Below are 16,323 nucleotides of genomic sequence, written 5' to 3'. Positions count from 1 at the left end.
TGTGATCGCCCTCTCTCTCGCCGAGATCGCCTCAGTCGTCGGCGGGCAGACGTACGACATACCGGATCCGTCGGCGCAGGTGCGCGGGCCCGTCGTCATCGACTCCCGGCAGGTGAGGGACGGCGCTCTGTTCGCCGCCTTCGTGGGGGAGCGCGTCGACGGCCACGACTACGCCGACCAGGCCGTCCGGGCGGGCGCGGTGGCCGTGCTGGCCCAGCGCCCCGTCGGCGTGCCCGCGATCGTCGTCGAGGACGTCCAGACGGCCCTCGGCGCCCTCGCGCGTCATGTCGTACGACGGCTCGGCGCGACCCTCGTCGCCCTCACCGGCTCGGCCGGAAAGACCAGCACCAAGGACCTGATCGCGCAGGTGCTCCAACGCAAGGCGCCGACGGTGTTCACGCCGGGCTCGCTCAACAACGAGATCGGGCTGCCGCTCACCGCGCTCACCGCCACCGAGGAGACCCGCTTCCTCGTCCTGGAGATGGGCGCCCGCGGCATCGGCCACATCGCCTACCTCACGGATCTGACGCCCCCGAAGATCGGCCTGGTCCTCAACGTCGGCACCGCGCACATCGGCGAGTTCGGCGGCCGCGAGCAGATCGCGCAGGCCAAGGGCGAACTCGTGGAGGCCCTGCCGCCGGCACAGGACGGCGGTGTCGCGATTCTCAACGCCGACGATCCGCTCGTACGGGCCATGGCATCCCGCACGACGGCGAAGGTGATCCTTTTCGGAGAGTCCGGCGAAGCGGACGTACGCGCCGAGAACGTGAGACTCACGGACACCGGACAGCCTGCCTTCAGCCTTCACACACCCTCCGGTGCAAGCGAAGTGACCATGCGCCTGTACGGTGAGCACCACGTGTCGAACGCGCTCGCCGCGGCCGCCGTCGCCCATGAGCTGGGCATGTCCGCAACCGAGATCGCCACCGCGCTCTCCGAGGCGGGCTCCCTCTCCCGCTGGCGTATGGAGGTCACCGAGCGCCCGGACGGCGTGACCATCGTCAACGACGCCTACAACGCGAACCCCGAGTCCATGCGAGCCGCCTTGCGCGCACTCGCGGCGATGGGCAAGGGGCGGCGGACCTGGGCGGTGCTCGGCAAGATGGCCGAGCTCGGGGACGAGGCGCTCGCCGAGCACGACGCGGTCGGACGGCTCGCCGTCCGGCTCAATGTCGGCAAGCTCGTCGCGGTCGGGGGCAGGGAAGCGTCCTGGCTGCAACTGGGCGCATATAACGAGGGTTCGTGGGGTGAGGAGTCGGTGCACGTGTCCGACGCACAGGCGGCGGTCGACCTGCTGCGCAGTGAGTTGCGCCCGGGAGACGTCGTCCTCGTGAAGGCGTCCCGGTCGGTCGGTCTGGAGAGCGTCGCCCAGGCGCTGCTCGATGCCGAGGGTGAGGTTGCCGCCCGATGATGAAGCAGATCCTGTTCGCAGGAGTCATCGGCCTCTTCCTGACCCTGGTCGGCACCCCGCTGCTGATCAAGCTGCTCGCGCGCAAGGGTTACGGCCAGTACATCCGGGACGACGGCCCGCGCGAGCACGCCAGCAAGCGCGGTACGCCGACGATGGGCGGTATCGCCTTCATCTTCGCGACGGTTGCCGCCTACTTCCTGTCCAAGGTGTTCACGACCTGGACCACCGACGTGACGGCCACGCCCACCTACTCGGGTCTGCTGGTGCTCGGCCTGATGTGCGGCATGGGCCTGGTCGGCTTCCTCGACGACTACATCAAGATCGTCAAGCGGCGCTCACTGGGCCTGCGGGCCAAGGCGAAGATGGCCGGCCAGCTGATCGTCGGCATCGGCTTCGCGGTGCTCGGACTGATGTTCCCGGACGCCCGCGGCAACACCCCGGCCTCCACCAAGCTGTCGTTCATCACCGACTTCGGCTGGAAGATCGGCCCGATCCTGTTCGTGGTCTGGGCACTGTTCATGATCCTCGCGATGTCGAACGGCGTGAACCTCACCGACGGTCTGGACGGCCTCGCCACCGGTGCCTCCGTCCTCGTCTTCGGCGCCTACACCTTCATCGGCGTCTGGCAGTTCCAGGAGTCCTGCGCCAACACGGGCACCCTGACCAACCCGAACGCCTGTTACGAGGTGCGCGATCCCCTCGACCTCGCGGTGATCGCCTCCGCGCTGATGGGTTCCTGCCTCGGCTTCCTGTGGTGGAACACCTCGCCGGCCAAGATCTTCATGGGCGACACCGGTTCGCTCGCCCTCGGCGGTGTCCTCACGGGCCTCGCGATCCTGTCCCGCACGGAACTCCTGGTCGCCATCATGGGCGGTCTGTTCGTCCTCATCACCATGTCGGTCGTGATCCAGGTCGGCTCCTTCCGGATGACCGGCAAGCGCGTCTTCCGCATGGCACCACTCCAGCACCACTTCGAACTCAAGGGCTGGTCAGAAGTCCTTGTGGTGGTCCGGTTCTGGATCATCCAGGGCATCTGTGTGATCGTCGGCCTGGGTCTCTTCTACGCGGGATGGGCAGCAGAAAAGTGACCGCCTCGGAGCACCTCGACTGGCAGGGCAAGCACGTCACCGTCGCCGGGCTCGGTGTCTCCGGCATCCCGGCGGCCAAGGCGCTGCACGCGCGCGGGGCGCACGTCACGGTCGTCAACGACGGCGACGACGCACGCGCGCGTGAGCAGGCCGCGGAGTTGGAGGCGCTGGGCGTCATCGTGCGCCTCGGTGACGGCGCGACCCTGCCCGAGGGCACCGAACTCGTCGTCACCGCGCCCGGCTGGAAGCCGGACAAGCCGCTCTTCACGGCGGCCCGTGAGGCCGGCCTGGAGATCTGGGGGGACGTGGAGCTCGCCTGGCGGCTGCGCGGCCCCGACGCGGCTCCCTGGCTCGCGATCACCGGCACCAACGGCAAGACGACCACCACCCAGATGCTGGCGTCCATCCTGAGGGCCGCGGGGCTGCGCACCGCCGCCGTGGGCAACATCGGCGTCTCCCTGCTGGACGCGGTGCTCGGCGACGAGCAGTACGACGTCCTGGCCGTGGAGTTGTCGAGCTATCAGCTCCACTGGGCGCCCTCGCTGCGCGCCCACTCCGCCGCGGTGCTCAACCTCGCCCCCGACCATCTCGACTGGCACGGCTCCATGGAGGCGTACGCCGCCGACAAGGGCCGCGTCTACGAGGGCAATCGGGTCGCCTGCGTCTACAACGTCGCCGACAAGGCCACCGAGGACCTGGTGCGCGAGGCGGACGTCGAGGAGGGCTGCCGGGCCGTCGGCTTCACCCTCGGCACCCCCGGACCCTCCCAACTCGGCGTCGTCGAGGGCATCCTGGTCGACCGTGCCTTCGTCGAGGACCGGCACAAGAACGCCCAGGAGCTCGCCGAGGTCTCCGACGTCAACCCGCCCGTCCCGCACAACATCGCCAACGCCCTTGCGGCGGCGGCCCTCGCACGCGCCTTCGGGGTGCCCGCCAGGGCCGTACGGGACGGGCTGCGGGACTTCACCCCGGACGCCCACCGCATCGCCCACGTGGCCGATGTGGACTCGGTCGCGTACGTCGACGACTCCAAGGCCACCAACACCCACGCGGCGCAAGCCTCGTTGGCGGCCTACGAGTCGATCGTGTGGATCGCGGGCGGGCTCGCCAAGGGCGCGACCTTCGACGAGCTGGTCGCCAGGTCGGCACAGCGACTTCGCGGGGTCGTGCTCATCGGCCAGGACCGCGCCCTGATCCGTGAAGCCCTTGCGCGACACGCCCCGGAAGTACCCGTGGTGGACCTCGACCGGACCGACACTGGGGCGATGCTCGCGGCTGTCCAGGAGGCCTCACGCCTCGCCGTCGCAGGTGACACGGTGCTGCTGGCTCCGGCCTGTGCCTCGATGGACATGTTCGCCAACTACAACAAGCGCGGTGACGCGTTCGCGGAGGCGGTTCGCGAACTCGGCTCCTGACCGACGCAGCGGAGGCGTTGATGCCCACCAGCCGTACCGGCAGGCCGCCCGTGCAGCGGGCGCCCCGACGCCCCGACGCCTCCCGGCCCTCGCCCGAGAACGCCGTACAACGGCTCTACACGCGCGCGCGCAAGGCCTGGGACCGGCCGCTGACGGCCTACTACCTGATCCTCGGCGGCAGCCTGCTGATCACCGTGCTCGGCCTGGTGATGGTCTACTCGGCCTCCCAGATCACGGCCCTGCAGATGTCGTTGCCGGGATCCTTCTTCTTCCGCAAACAGTTCCTGGCCGCTGCCATCGGCGCCGTCCTGCTGCTGATCGCGTCCCGCATGCCGGTCAAGCTGCACCGGGCGCTCGCCTACCCGATCCTGGCGGGCGCGGTCTTCCTGATGGCCCTGGTGCAGGTGCCGGGGATAGGGATGTCGGTCAACGGCAACCAGAACTGGATCTCGCTCGGCGGCTCCTTCCAGATCCAGCCCAGCGAGTTCGGCAAGCTGGCCCTCGTGCTGTGGGCGGCCGACCTGCTCGCCCGCAAGCAGGACAAGAAGCTGCTGACCCAGTGGAAGCACATGCTGGTGCCGCTCGTCCCGGTCGCCTTCCTGCTGCTCGGGCTGATCATGCTGGGCGGCGACATGGGTACGGCGATCATCCTGACGGCGATCCTGTTCGGGCTGCTGTGGCTCGCAGGGGCCCCGACCCGGCTGTTCGTCGGAGTGCTGTCGATCGCCGGGCTGATCGGGATGATCCTCATCAAGACCAGCCCCAACCGCATGGCCCGGCTCGCCTGCATCGGTGCCACCGAGCCCAGGTCGGGGGGCGCCGACTGCTGGCAGGCCGTGCACGGCATCTACGCCCTCGCCTCCGGCGGAATCTTCGGCTCCGGGCTCGGCGCGAGTGTGGAGAAATGGGGCCAACTACCCGAAGCCCACACCGACTTCATCTTCGCCGTCACCGGTGAGGAACTGGGCCTCGCGGGGACGCTGTCGGTACTCGCTCTCTTCGCGGCTCTAGGCTATGCGGGTATCCGCGTGGCCGGACGCACGGAGGACCCCTTCGTGAGGTATGCCGCGGGAGGCGTGACCACCTGGATCACCGCTCAGGCGGTGATCAACATCGGTGCGGTGCTCGGTCTGCTGCCGATCGCCGGTGTCCCGCTCCCGCTGTTCTCCTACGGAGGGTCCGCCCTGCTGCCGACCATGTTCGCCGTCGGGCTGCTGATCGCGTTCGCGCGTGACGATCCCGCTGCGCGGGCGGCGCTTTCGATGCGGCAACCCCGCTTTGGTCGAAAGCGGGCGGGAGGCGCCGTGCCGGCACGGGGGCCTCGGAGATGGAACACGATGAGACGGCGCGCCCCATCGGCGCGTTCGTCCGGAGAGCGGTGAATTTCGGTGCATGTCGTACTCGCCGGTGGGGGGACCGCCGGCCACATCGAGCCCGCGCTCGCCCTCGCGGACGCCCTGCGCAGGCAGGACCCGAGCGTGGGGATCACGGCCCTGGGCACGGAACGGGGGCTGGAGACCAAGCTCGTCCCGCAGCGCGGCTACGAGCTCGCGCTCATCCCGGCCGTCCCGCTGCCCCGTAAGCCCACCCCCGAGCTGATCACCGTCCCGGGCCGGCTGCGCGGCACGATCAAGGCCACCGAGCAGATCCTGGAGCGCACCAAGGCCGACGCCGTCGTCGGCTTCGGCGGCTACGTGGCGCTGCCCGGCTACCTCGCCGCCAAGCGGCTCGGCGTGCCGATCGTCGTCCACGAGGCCAACGCCCGTCCCGGCCTCGCCAACAAGATCGGGTCCCGGTACGCCGCCCAGGTGGCCGTGGCCACGCCGGACAGCAAGCTGCGCAACTCCCGCTACATCGGCATCCCGCTGCGCCACACCATCGCCACCCTGGACCGGGCCGCCGTCCGCCCCGAGGCCCGGCACCTGTTCGGCCTCGACCCGAACCTGCCGACCCTGCTGGTCTCCGGCGGCTCGCAAGGCGCCCGGCGCCTCAACGAGGTCGTCCAGCAGGTCGCGCCCCTGCTCCAGCAGGCCGGGATCCAGATCCTGCACGCGGTCGGCCCGAAGAACGAACTGCCGCATGTGCAGCAGATGCCGGGAATGCCCCCGTACATCCCGGTAAGTTACCTGGACCGGATGGACCTCGCGTACGCCGCGGCCGACATGATGCTCTGCCGCGCGGGCGCGATGACCGTCGCCGAACTCTCCGCCGTCGGGCTCCCGGCCGCCTACGTCCCGCTGCCCATCGGCAACGGCGAACAGCGGCTGAACGCCCAGCCGGTGGTCAAGGCCGGCGGCGGACTGCTGGTCGACGACGCGGAACTGACGCCCGAGTGGGTACGGGGCAACGTCCTGCCCGTGCTCGCCGACCCGCACCGGTTGTACGAGATGTCCCGCGCCGCCGCCGAGTTCGGCCGCCGGGACGCCGACGACCTGCTCGTCGGCATGGTGTACGAGGCGATCGCCTCGCACCGACGCCAGTAGCCAGGAAAAGGGAGTGCGCGTGGCCGGATCGACGACCGCCGAGCGCGGTGAACGCCAGCAGGAGTCGTCCGGCCCGCCTCCCGACCGGCGGTTGAGGGTGCGTCGGCTCCGTATGATCATCATCCTCGCCGTGGCGCTCGCGCTTCTCTCCGCGGGCGCCGTCTGGCTGTTGTACGGCTCCCAGTGGCTGCGCGTCGAACGCGTGGCGGTCTCGGGAACCCTGGTGCTGACTCCGGAGCAGGTGCGCGAGGCGGCGGACGTCCCGGTCGGCGAGCCGCTGATGTCCGTCGACACCGATGCGATCGAGGCACGACTGCGCCGGAAATTGCCCCGAATTGACTCAGTTGACGTCTCGCGCTCCTGGCCCCACGGAATCGGGCTGAAAGTGACCGAACGTACTCCGGTTCTGCTTGTCCAAAAGGGCGGAAACTTTGTCGAAGTGGACGATGAAGGTGTCCGGTTCGCCACGGTTTCCGAGGCTCCGAAAGGCGTCCCCGCACTGGAATTGGAGCTCACCCGGCCGGACTCGCGCGCCGCGAGCCTGCGCCGCTTCGGCGAAGCCCGGCTCGTGCGGGAAGCGGTGCGGGTGGCGGGTGACATTCCGGTCGACGTCGCGCGCGCGGCCCGTTCCGTCAAGGTGCGTTCGTACGACGACATCTCGCTGGAGTTGAGGGGCGGTCGCACCGTCGCCTGGGGGAGCGGCGAGAATGGCGCCGCGAAGGCCCGTACGCTCGCCGCTCTCATGAAAGCCACCCCTGATGCGGGGCACTTCGACGTCAGCGTTCCCACCGCCCCTGCGTCATCGGGGAGTTGACGCACATCAGCGCAGGCCAGCACCCTGGTTGGGCACTGCTACGGCTGATCACATAGGGTGAAAAGAAAAATGGGAGGTTCGGCGTGTTCGTTGAACGTGCGCCACTTGTCGACTTAGTGTCCTGTTCAGAAGACTCCAGGGAACAGACACACTGGTAACCCTAAACTTCAGCGTTAGGGTTCGGGTCGGCGCTACGGACCGTCCCATTCGGCATCAGTCGACGGATCGCGAGGCAGCAGTGCCTCATCGGTCCGGCGACACGTAACTCGAGGCGAGAGGCCTTCGACGTGGCAGCACCGCAGAACTACCTCGCAGTCATCAAAGTCATCGGTGTCGGCGGCGGTGGTGTCAATGCCATCAACCGGATGATCGAGGTCGGTCTCAAGGGCGTCGAGTTCATCGCCATCAACACCGACGCGCAGGCGCTGTTGATGAGCGACGCCGACGTCAAGCTCGACGTCGGCCGCGAACTCACCCGCGGACTCGGCGCCGGCGCCAACCCGGCTGTCGGACGCAAGGCCGCAGAGGACCACCGCGAGGAGATCGAGGAGGTCCTCAAGGGGGCCGACATGGTCTTCGTGACGGCCGGTGAAGGCGGCGGCACCGGCACCGGCGGCGCGCCCGTCGTGGCCAACATCGCCCGCTCGCTGGGCGCCCTCACCATCGGCGTGGTCACCCGCCCGTTCACCTTCGAGGGCCGGCGCCGCGCCAACCAGGCAGAGGACGGGATCGCGGAGCTCCGCGAAGAGGTCGACACCCTCATCGTCATCCCCAACGACCGGCTGCTGTCCATCTCGGACCGCCAGGTCTCGGTGCTCGACGCCTTCAAGTCGGCCGACCAGGTCCTGCTCTCCGGTGTCCAGGGCATCACCGACCTCATCACCACCCCCGGCCTGATCAACCTCGACTTCGCCGACGTCAAGTCGGTCATGTCCGAGGCCGGTTCGGCGCTCATGGGCATCGGCTCGGCCCGCGGCGACGACCGCGCGGTGGCCGCCGCCGAGATGGCGATCTCCTCGCCGCTCCTGGAGGCGTCCATCGACGGCGCCCGGGGCGTGCTGCTCTCCATCTCCGGCGGCTCCGACCTCGGCCTGTTCGAGATCAACGAGGCGGCCCAGCTGGTCAGCGAGGCCGCCCACCCCGAGGCCAACATCATCTTCGGCGCGGTCATCGACGACGCCCTGGGCGACGAGGTCCGCGTCACCGTGATCGCCGCCGGCTTCGACGGGGGCCAGCCGCCGACCCGCCGGGAGACCGTCATGGGGTCCTCCTCGAACTCGGCCCGCCGCGAGGAGCCCACCCCGGTGCGGCAGACCGAGAGCCGTCCGTCCTTCGGCTCGCTCGGCAGCGTCACACCGAAGGAGGGCCCGGACCCCGCGCCCGAGCCGGCCGCCGACCTCCCGGTCGCCCCGCCCGTCCCGCCGTCCCGGACCTACTCCGACAGCGCGGCCGAGGAACTGGACGTGCCGGACTTCCTGAAGTGATAGGGCAGCGCGAGAGCGTGAGCGGCGCGCACTTCGCCTTCACCGACCGGTGGGGCGGGGTGAGCGCCGCTCCGTATGAGGAGCTCAACCTCGGCGGGGCGGTCGGCGACCACCCCGACGCCGTACGGACCAATCGCGAACTGGCCGCCAAGTCGCTCGGTCTCGACCCGGACCGGGTGGTCTGGATGAACCAGGTGCACGGGGCGGACGTCGCGGTGGTCACGGAGCCGTGGGGCGAGAAGCCGGTGCCCCGGGTCGACGCGATCGTCAGCGCCGAACCCGGACTCGCCCTCGCCGTCCTCACCGCCGACTGCACCCCGGTGCTGCTGGCCGACCCGGTCGCCCGGATCGTCGCGGCGGCCCACGCCGGCCGGCCCGGCATGGTCGCCGGAGTCGTCCCGGCCGCGCTACGCGCGATGACCGAACTCGGCGCCGATCCCGCCCGGATCGTCGCCCGCACCGGACCGGCCGTCTGCGGCAGGTGCTACGAAGTGCCCGAGGAGATGCGCGCCGATGTCGCCGCCGTCGAACCCGCGGCGCACGCCGAAACGAGTTGGGGCACTCCCGCGGTCGACGTGACCGCCGGAGTGCACGCCCAGCTCGACCGGCTCGGGGTGCGTGACCGGCAGCAGTCGCCGGTGTGCACGCTGGAGTCGGCCGACCACTTCTCGTACCGCCGCGATCGCACCACGGGGCGACTCGCGGGATATGTCTGGCTGGACTGATGGGGCATGACGGACCGTAAGGACGAACTCGCCGCAAATCTGGCGAAAGTGGAGGAGCGCATCGCCGCCGCGTGCGCGACCGCCGGGCGAGCGCGGGAGGAGGTGACCCTCATCGTGGTCACCAAGACCTATCCCGCGAGCGATGTGCGGATCCTCTCCGAGCTCGGTGTGCGCCATGTCGCCGAGAACAAGGACCAGGACGCGGCGCCCAAGGCCGCCGAATGCGCGGATCTGCCTCTTACTTGGCATTTTGTTGGCCAGTTGCAGACCAACAAAGTGCGATCCGTTGTGGGTTACGCGGATCTCGTGCAGTCCGTCGATCGTTCGAAGTTGGTGACGGCTCTCTCCAGGGAGGCCGTGAAGGCCGGACGTGAAGTGGGCTGCCTGATCCAGGTCGCTCTCGACGCCGGTTCGAGCGAGCGAGGGGAGCGGGGTGGTGTGGCGTCGGGCGGAATCGAGGAGTTGGCCGATCTCGTGGCCCGGGCTCCGGGGGTGCGGCTCGACGGGTTGATGACCGTCGCCCCGCTCACCGGGGAGTACGCGGGACGCGAACAGGCTGCGTTCGAGCGGTTGATGGATTTGTCGACGGACCTGCGCCGAGCTCATCCGGCTGCGAACATGGTCTCGGCAGGGATGAGTGCGGACCTCGAACAGGCCGTGGCGGCCGGGGCGACACATGTACGCGTCGGCACCGCGGTACTCGGAGTCCGCCCCAGGCTCGGGTAACGTCGCCAGGAAGTCGGACCACAGCAGAAAATATGGTCATGACCGCCGCAAGGCGGTCATAACGACCTCGTGGATCGCGGGCACTTGGCAGTCGTCAGCCGATCCACCACAGAGCGGAGGACTCAGAGAATGGCCGGCGCGATGCGCAAGATGGCGGTCTACCTCGGCCTCGTGGAGGACGATGGGTACGACGGCCGCGGTTTCGACCCCGACGACGACTTCGAACCGGAACTCGACCCGGAGCCAGAGCGGGACCGCCGACGGCATGAGCCGTCTCACCAGTCACATCAGGCACTTCAGCCCGAAAGGGACGAATCGGTCAGAGTTGTGCAGTCCTCGGTGCCGCGCGACCCGGTGCCCCGATCCTCTTCGCTCGCCGCGGAATCGGTGCGTCCCGCGCGCATCGCGCCCGTGGCATCCATCACACAAGAGCGCGCAAGCCTGGAGAAGAACGCACCGGTGATCATGCCCAAGGTCGTGTCGGAACGAGAGCCTTACCGGATCACCACACTTCACCCCCGGACCTACAACGAGGCCCGTACCATCGGGGAACACTTCCGTGAGGGCACCCCGGTGATCATGAATCTGACTGAGATGGATGACACAGACGCCAAGCGACTTGTCGACTTTGCGGCCGGTTTGGTGTTTGGTCTTCACGGCAGCATCGAGCGGGTGACGCAGAAGGTGTTCCTGTTGTCGCCTGCTAACGTCGATGTCACGGCGGAGGACAAGGCTCGCATCGCAGAGGGCGGGTTCTTCAACCAGAGCTGAGAAGCAACAACCGGAACGAAGTACGAACAGGGGAGAGGGAAAGACAGTCCATGAGCGTGTTCGCACAGGTGATCTACATCGCGCTGATGGTGTTCCTCATCGTGCTCATCTTCCGGTTGGTCATGGACTACGTCTTCCAGTTCGCCCGCTCGTGGCAACCCGGCAAGGCGATGGTGGTCGTTCTGGAGGCCACCTACACTGTCACCGATCCACCGTTGAAGCTTCTGCGGCGGTTCATCCCGCCGCTGCGTCTCGGGGGCGTGGCGCTCGACCTGTCCTTCTTCGTGCTGATGATCATCGTCTACATCCTCATCTCCATCATGGGAAACCTGGCGAGGTGACTGTGGACGATACGGTCTTGCCGACTGCCGATGACTACGTTGAGGTGAAGAGATGCCGTTGACCCCCGAGGACGTGCGGAACAAGCAGTTCACGACCGTCCGCCTCCGAGAAGGCTATGACGAGGACGAGGTCGATGCCTTCCTCGACGAGGTCGAAGCCGAACTGACCCGCCTGCTGCGCGAGAACGAGGACCTGCGCGCCAAGCTGGCCGCGGCGACGCGTGCTGCTGCCCAGAACCAGCAGAACATGCGCAAGCCTCCGGAGCAGGACCAGCAGCAGCAGGGTGGCATGCCCGGACAGGGAATGCCGCAGCAGGGCATGCGTGGACCTGGTCCCGGCGCCCCGGTGCCCGCCGGCATATCTGGTCCGCCGCAGCAGCAGATGGGCGGCCCCATGGGTGGCCCGCCCCAGCTGCCGAGCGGTGCGCCGCAGCTGCCCGCCGGTCCCGGCGGTGGCCAGGGCGGCCCGCAGGGTCCCGGTCCGATGGGCCAGGGCCCCATGGGTCAGGGTCAGATGGGCCAGATGGGCCAGGGCCCCATGGGTCAGGGTCAGATGGGCCAGGGTCAGATGGGCCAGGGTCAGATGGGCCAGGGTCAGATGGGCCAGGGCACCATGGGCGGTCAGCCGCCCATGCAGCAGCAGATGGGCGGCCCCATGGGCGGTCCGATGGGCGGCCCCGGTCAGGGCCCTGGTGGCGACAGCGCCGCCCGAGTCCTCTCGCTGGCCCAGCAGACCGCCGACCAGGCGATCGCCGAGGCTCGTTCCGAGGCCAACAAGATCGTCGGCGAGGCGCGTTCGCGTGCCGAGGGTCTTGAGCGTGACGCCCGTGCCAAGGCCGACGCCCTGGAGCGGGACGCGCAGGAGAAGCACCGCGTCGCGATGGGCTCCCTGGAGTCCGCCCGCGCCACGCTGGAGCGCAAGGTCGAGGACCTGCGCGGCTTCGAGCGCGAGTACCGCACGCGTCTGAAGTCGTACCTCGAGTCCCAGCTGCGTCAGCTGGAGACCCAGGCCGACGACTCGCTGGCTCCGCCGCGCACCCCGGCGACCGCGTCGCTGCCGCCGTCCCCGGCGCCTTCCATGGCTCCGGCCGGTGCGAGCGCGCCGTCGTACGGTGGCAACCCGGGCATGGGTGGCGGTCCTTCGCAGGCCGCTCCCTCCTACGGCGGTCAGCAGCAGATGTCGCCCGCGATGACCCAGCCGATGGCGCCGGTGCGGCCGCAGGGTCCCGGCCCGATGGGGCAGGCTCCCTCGCCCATGCGTGGCTTCCTCATCGACGAGGACGACAACTGACGGCCTCTAGTACGCCTTAGGCGTCGGCAGCGTTCAGGGAGGGGCCCCGGATTTCGATCCGGGGCCCCTCCCTTTTACGCGTGTTGATCACAGTGTCGTTCGCAGGCATGAGGAAGGCCCGGCCCCGCGACGGGGACCGGGCCTTCCTTGTCGGGCTTACGCCTTGCGCAGGCGGAACGTCAGCGACAGGCCCTCGTCGGTGAACGGGGCGCCGTAGGTGTCGTCCGCCTCGCCCTGGGCGAAGTCCGTCGCCAGGACCTCGTCGGCGATCAGGGAGCTGTGCTCGGACAATGCCGCGATCACGGCCGGGTCGGTGGCCGTCCAGCGCAGCGCGATGCGGTCGGCCACGTCGAGGCCGCTGTTCTTGCGGGCCTCCTGGATCAGGCGGATCGCGTCACGGGCGAGGCCCGCCTGACGGAGTTCCTCCGTGATCTCCAGGTCCAGGGCCACCGTCGCACCGGAGTCGGACGCCACCGACCAGCCCTCGCGCGGGGTCTCCGTGATGATCACCTCGTCGGGAGCGAGCGTGATCGTCTCGCCGTCGACCTCGACCGAGGCCGTGCCCTCGCGCAGGGCGAGGGAGAGCGCGGCCGCGTCGGCGTTCGCGACGGCCTTGGCCACGTCCTGGACCCGCTTGCCGAACCGCTTGCCGAGCGCGCGGAAGTTGGCCTTCGCCGTGGTGTCGACCAGGCTGCCGCCGACCTCGCTGAGGGAGGCGAGCGCGCTCACGTTGAGCTCGTCCGTGATCTGCGCGTGCAGTTCACGGTCGAGGGCGTCGAAGCCGGTCGCGGCGACGAGCGCCCGGGACAGCGGCTGCCGGGTCTTCACGCCCGACTCCGCGCGCGTGGCACGGCCCAGCTCGACGAGCCGGCGCACCAGGACCATCTGCTTCGACAGCTCCGGGTCGATCGCGGAGAGGTCCGCCTCCGGCCAGGAGGTCAGGTGCACCGACTCCGGGGCGCCCGGGGTGACCGGCACGACCAGGTCCTGCCAGACCCGCTCGGTGATGAACGGGGTCAGCGGCGCCATCAGCTTGGTGACGGTCTCGACGACCTCGTGCAGCGTGCGCAGCGCGGCCTTGTCGCCCTGCCAGAAGCGGCGCCGGGACCGGCGTACGTACCAGTTGGACAGGTCGTCGACGAACGCCGACAGGAGCTTGCCGGCGCGCTGGGTGTCGTATGACTCCAGGGACTGGGTCACCTGGTCGGTCAGCGCGTGGAGTTCGGACAGCAGCCAGCGGTCCAGGACCGGGCGGTGGGCGGGGGCCGGGTCCGCCTCGCTGGGCGCCCAGTCGGACGTACGGGCGTACAGGGCCTGGAAGGCGACCGTGTTCCAGTACGTCAGGAGCGTCTTGCGGACGACCTCCTGGATCGTGCCGTGGCCGACCCGGCGGGCCGCCCACGGGGAGCCGCCGGCCGCCATGAACCAGCGCACCGCGTCCGCGCCGTGCCGGTCCATCAGCGGGATCGGCTCCAGGGTGTTGCCCAGGTGCTTGGACATCTTGCGGCCGTCCTCGGCGAGGATGTGGCCGAGGCAGACGACGTTCTCGTACGACGACTTGTCGAAGACCAGGGTGCCGACCGCCATCAGCGTGTAGAACCAGCCGCGCGTCTGGTCGATGGCCTCGCTGATGAACTGCGCCGGGTAGCGGGACTCGAACAGTTCCTTGTTCTTGTACGGGTAGCCCCACTGCGCGAAAGGCATCGAACCCGAGTCGTACCAGGCGTCGATGACCTCCGGCACGCGCGTGGCCGTCTTCTGGCACTGCGGGCAGGCGAAGGTGACGTCGTCGATGAACGGGCGGTGCGGGTCCAGTTCGGAGTGGTCCGTGCCGGTCAGCTCGGTGAGCTCGGCTCGGGAGCCGACCACGGTCAGGTGGTCGTCCTCGCAGCGCCAGATCGGCAGCGGGGTGCCCCAGTAGCGGTTGCGGGACAGCGCCCAGTCGATGTTGTTCTGCAGCCAGTCACCGAAGCGGCCGTGCTTGACCGTCTCCGGGAACCAGTTGGTGTTCTCGTTCTCCTGGAGCAGGCGGTCCTTGGCGGCGGTGGTGCGGATGTACCAGGAAGGCTGCGCGTAGTAGAGGAGCGCGGTGTGGCAGCGCCAGCAGTGCGGGTAGCTGTGCTCGTACGGGATGTGCCGGAAGAGGAGGCCGCGCTGCTGGAGGTCCTCGGTGAGCTGTTCGTCCGCCTTCTTGAAGAAGACGCCGCCCACGAGGGGGACGTCCTCCTCGAAGGTGCCGTCGGGGCGGACCGGGTTCACCACGGGCAGGCCGTAGGCGCGGCAGACCTTGAGGTCGTCCTCACCGAAGGCGGGGGACTGGTGGACCAGGCCCGTACCGTCCTCGGTCGTGACGTACTCGGCGTTGACCACGTAATGGGCCGGCTCCGGGAACTCCACGAGCTCGAACGGACGTTGATAGGTCCAGCGCTCCATCTCGGCGCCGGTGAAGGACTGGCCGGTCGTCTCCCAGCCCTCGCCGAGCGCCTTGGCGAGCAGCGGCTCGGCGACGACGAGCTTCTCCTCGCCGTCGGTCGCGACGACGTAGGTGACCTCCGGGTGCGCGGCGACCGCCGTGTTGGACACCAGGGTCCAGGGGGTCGTCGTCCACACCAGGAGCGCGGCGTCACCGGCGAGCGGACCGGAGGTGAGCGGGAAACGGACGTACACGGACGGGTCCACGACCGTCTCGTAGCCCTGCGCCAGCTCGTGGTCGGACAGGCCGGTGCCGCAGCGCGGACACCAGGGGGCGACGCGATGGTCCTGGACCAGCAGGCCCTTGTCGAAGATCGTCTTCAGCGACCACCAGACCGACTCGATGTACTCGGGGTCCATCGTGCGGTAGGGGTCCTGGAGGTCGGTCCAGTAGCCCATGCGGGTCGTGAGCGCCTCGAAGGCGTCGGTGTGGCGGGTCACGGACTCGCGGCACTTGTCGTTGAACTCGGCGATGCCGTACGCCTCGATGTCCTTCTTGCCGCTGAACCCGAGCTCCTTCTCGACCGCGAGCTCCACCGGGAGACCGTGGCAGTCCCAGCCGGCCTTGCGGGCCACGTGGTAGCCGCGCATGGTGCGGAAGCGGGGGAAGACGTCCTTGAAGACGCGCGCCTCGATGTGGTGGGCACCCGGCATGCCGTTGGCGGTGGGCGGGCCCTCGTAGAACACCCACTCGGGGCGGCCCTCGGACTGCTCCAGGGTCTTGGCGAAGATCTTCTGCTCGCGCCAGAAGTCGAGCACCGCGTGCTCGAGCGCGGGCAGGTCGACCTGGGCGGGCACCTGGCGGTACTGCGTCATCAGTCTTCCTCCGGCGGATGTGCTGCCTTCCGTCCGGAGGGACGAGAGTCCGTGCGCCGGTTTCGACGCGCTCCCGCGGTACCACCCTCCTTGGCCCGCCGACACGGGGTATGTGCCGGTGAGCCCCCTCATTGGGGTCGCGATGCCGGGTCTACGCCCCCCGCAGAGGGTTCTTCCGGCGGCTCCGGGGTGATCTTCGCGTCGCGCTCGCCCCCGGGCTTCCACCGTCCCCGGGTCGCTCTGGGCTGCGTACGCCGCTACTCGTCCCCATCCACGCTTTTCGCTGCGCCCAGTGTACGGCGCCCCGGGGACAGCGGCCGACCGCTTTTCAGGGGCCGGGCGCGGAGGCCGCCGCAGGGCCCGGGGTGACCCGAATGGAGCGGCACGGCTGTTCGGATTCCGGGACGGACGGTCCGGCGGATTACCCGGCGGGGAGCTGGGCACAACGCATGCATGCTTCCCGCCCCGCGCGCGTGGGGCGGGCGA

13 protein-coding genes are annotated in these 16,323 nt (G+C 69.4%); 12 read left to right on the top strand and 1 reads right to left on the bottom strand.

The features are described from left to right. Position 1: 1 nt before the first annotated feature. The 12 genes from murF to ABZT06_RS26885 all read left to right on the top strand — a co-directional run bounded on the left by murF (position 2) and on the right by ABZT06_RS26885 (position 12,549). Positions 2-1,411 (top strand): UDP-N-acetylmuramoyl-tripeptide--D-alanyl-D-alanine ligase, encoded by a 1,410-nt coding sequence (murF, locus tag ABZT06_RS26940; protein WP_355745940.1) that lies wholly within the window; start codon positions 2-4, stop codon positions 1,409-1,411. Further along, complete coding sequence (gene mraY / locus ABZT06_RS26935) at positions 1,411-2,499, top strand: phospho-N-acetylmuramoyl-pentapeptide-transferase (protein WP_355746041.1); 1,089 nt, start codon at positions 1,411-1,413, stop codon at positions 2,497-2,499. Before murF ends, mraY begins: the two co-directional genes overlap by 1 nt. Further along, positions 2,481-3,914: a UDP-N-acetylmuramoyl-L-alanine--D-glutamate ligase gene (gene murD, locus ABZT06_RS26930; RefSeq protein WP_355745937.1), complete on the top strand. Its 1,434-nt coding sequence runs from the start codon at positions 2,481-2,483 to the stop codon at positions 3,912-3,914. Before mraY ends, murD begins: the two co-directional genes overlap by 19 nt. A 20-nt stretch (positions 3,915-3,934) precedes the next feature. Next, positions 3,935-5,296 (top strand): putative lipid II flippase FtsW, encoded by a 1,362-nt coding sequence (gene ftsW, locus ABZT06_RS26925; protein WP_355745934.1) that lies wholly within the window; start codon positions 3,935-3,937, stop codon positions 5,294-5,296. 6 nt (positions 5,297-5,302) lie between these two features. Further along, positions 5,303-6,397 (top strand): undecaprenyldiphospho-muramoylpentapeptide beta-N-acetylglucosaminyltransferase, encoded by a 1,095-nt coding sequence (murG, locus tag ABZT06_RS26920; RefSeq protein WP_355745931.1) that lies wholly within the window; start codon positions 5,303-5,305, stop codon positions 6,395-6,397. Positions 6,398-6,416: 19 nt separating this feature from the next. Next, a complete protein-coding gene (locus ABZT06_RS26915; RefSeq protein WP_355745928.1) occupies positions 6,417-7,211 on the top strand; it encodes an FtsQ-type POTRA domain-containing protein in 795 nt (264 codons plus the stop codon). Between the two features lie 287 nt (positions 7,212-7,498). Beyond that, on the top strand, positions 7,499-8,695 hold the full coding sequence (ftsZ, locus tag ABZT06_RS26910) for a cell division protein FtsZ (protein ID WP_355745925.1): 1,197 nt from the start codon (positions 7,499-7,501) through the stop codon (positions 8,693-8,695). After that, positions 8,692-9,420, top strand: a complete 729-nt coding sequence (gene pgeF, locus ABZT06_RS26905) for a peptidoglycan editing factor PgeF (RefSeq protein WP_355745921.1) — start codon at positions 8,692-8,694, stop codon at positions 9,418-9,420. The genes ftsZ and pgeF overlap by 4 nt, the downstream gene beginning before the upstream one ends. A gap of 6 nt (positions 9,421-9,426) precedes the next feature. Further along, on the top strand, positions 9,427-10,146 hold the full coding sequence (locus tag ABZT06_RS26900; protein WP_355745918.1) for a YggS family pyridoxal phosphate-dependent enzyme: 720 nt from the start codon (positions 9,427-9,429) through the stop codon (positions 10,144-10,146). Positions 10,147-10,275: 129 nt separating this feature from the next. Further along, positions 10,276-10,917 (top strand): cell division protein SepF, encoded by a 642-nt coding sequence (sepF, locus tag ABZT06_RS26895; RefSeq protein WP_007381413.1) that lies wholly within the window; start codon positions 10,276-10,278, stop codon positions 10,915-10,917. Positions 10,918-10,967: 50 nt separating this feature from the next. After that, a complete protein-coding gene (locus ABZT06_RS26890; protein WP_053847334.1) occupies positions 10,968-11,258 on the top strand; it encodes a YggT family protein in 291 nt (96 codons plus the stop codon). Positions 11,259-11,310: 52 nt separating this feature from the next. Beyond that, positions 11,311-12,549 carry a DivIVA domain-containing protein gene (locus ABZT06_RS26885; protein WP_355745913.1) on the top strand — a complete coding sequence of 413 codons (1,239 nt, stop codon included), beginning with the start codon at positions 11,311-11,313 and terminating at the stop codon, positions 12,547-12,549. A gap of 156 nt (positions 12,550-12,705) precedes the next feature. Here the strand turns inward: ABZT06_RS26885 and ileS are convergent, their stop codons facing one another. Continuing rightward, positions 12,706-15,837 carry an isoleucine--tRNA ligase gene (gene ileS, locus ABZT06_RS26880; protein ID WP_355745910.1) on the bottom strand — a complete coding sequence of 1,044 codons (3,132 nt, stop codon included), beginning with the start codon at positions 15,835-15,837 and terminating at the stop codon, positions 12,706-12,708. Positions 15,838-16,323 lie beyond the last annotated feature (486 nt).

Origin of the sequence: Streptomyces sp. NPDC005483 (genome assembly GCF_040606035.1) — a bacterium.
Lineage (GTDB): Bacteria > Actinomycetota > Actinomycetes > Streptomycetales > Streptomycetaceae > Streptomyces.
This window is presented reverse-complemented; position numbering and strand designations above follow the sequence as displayed.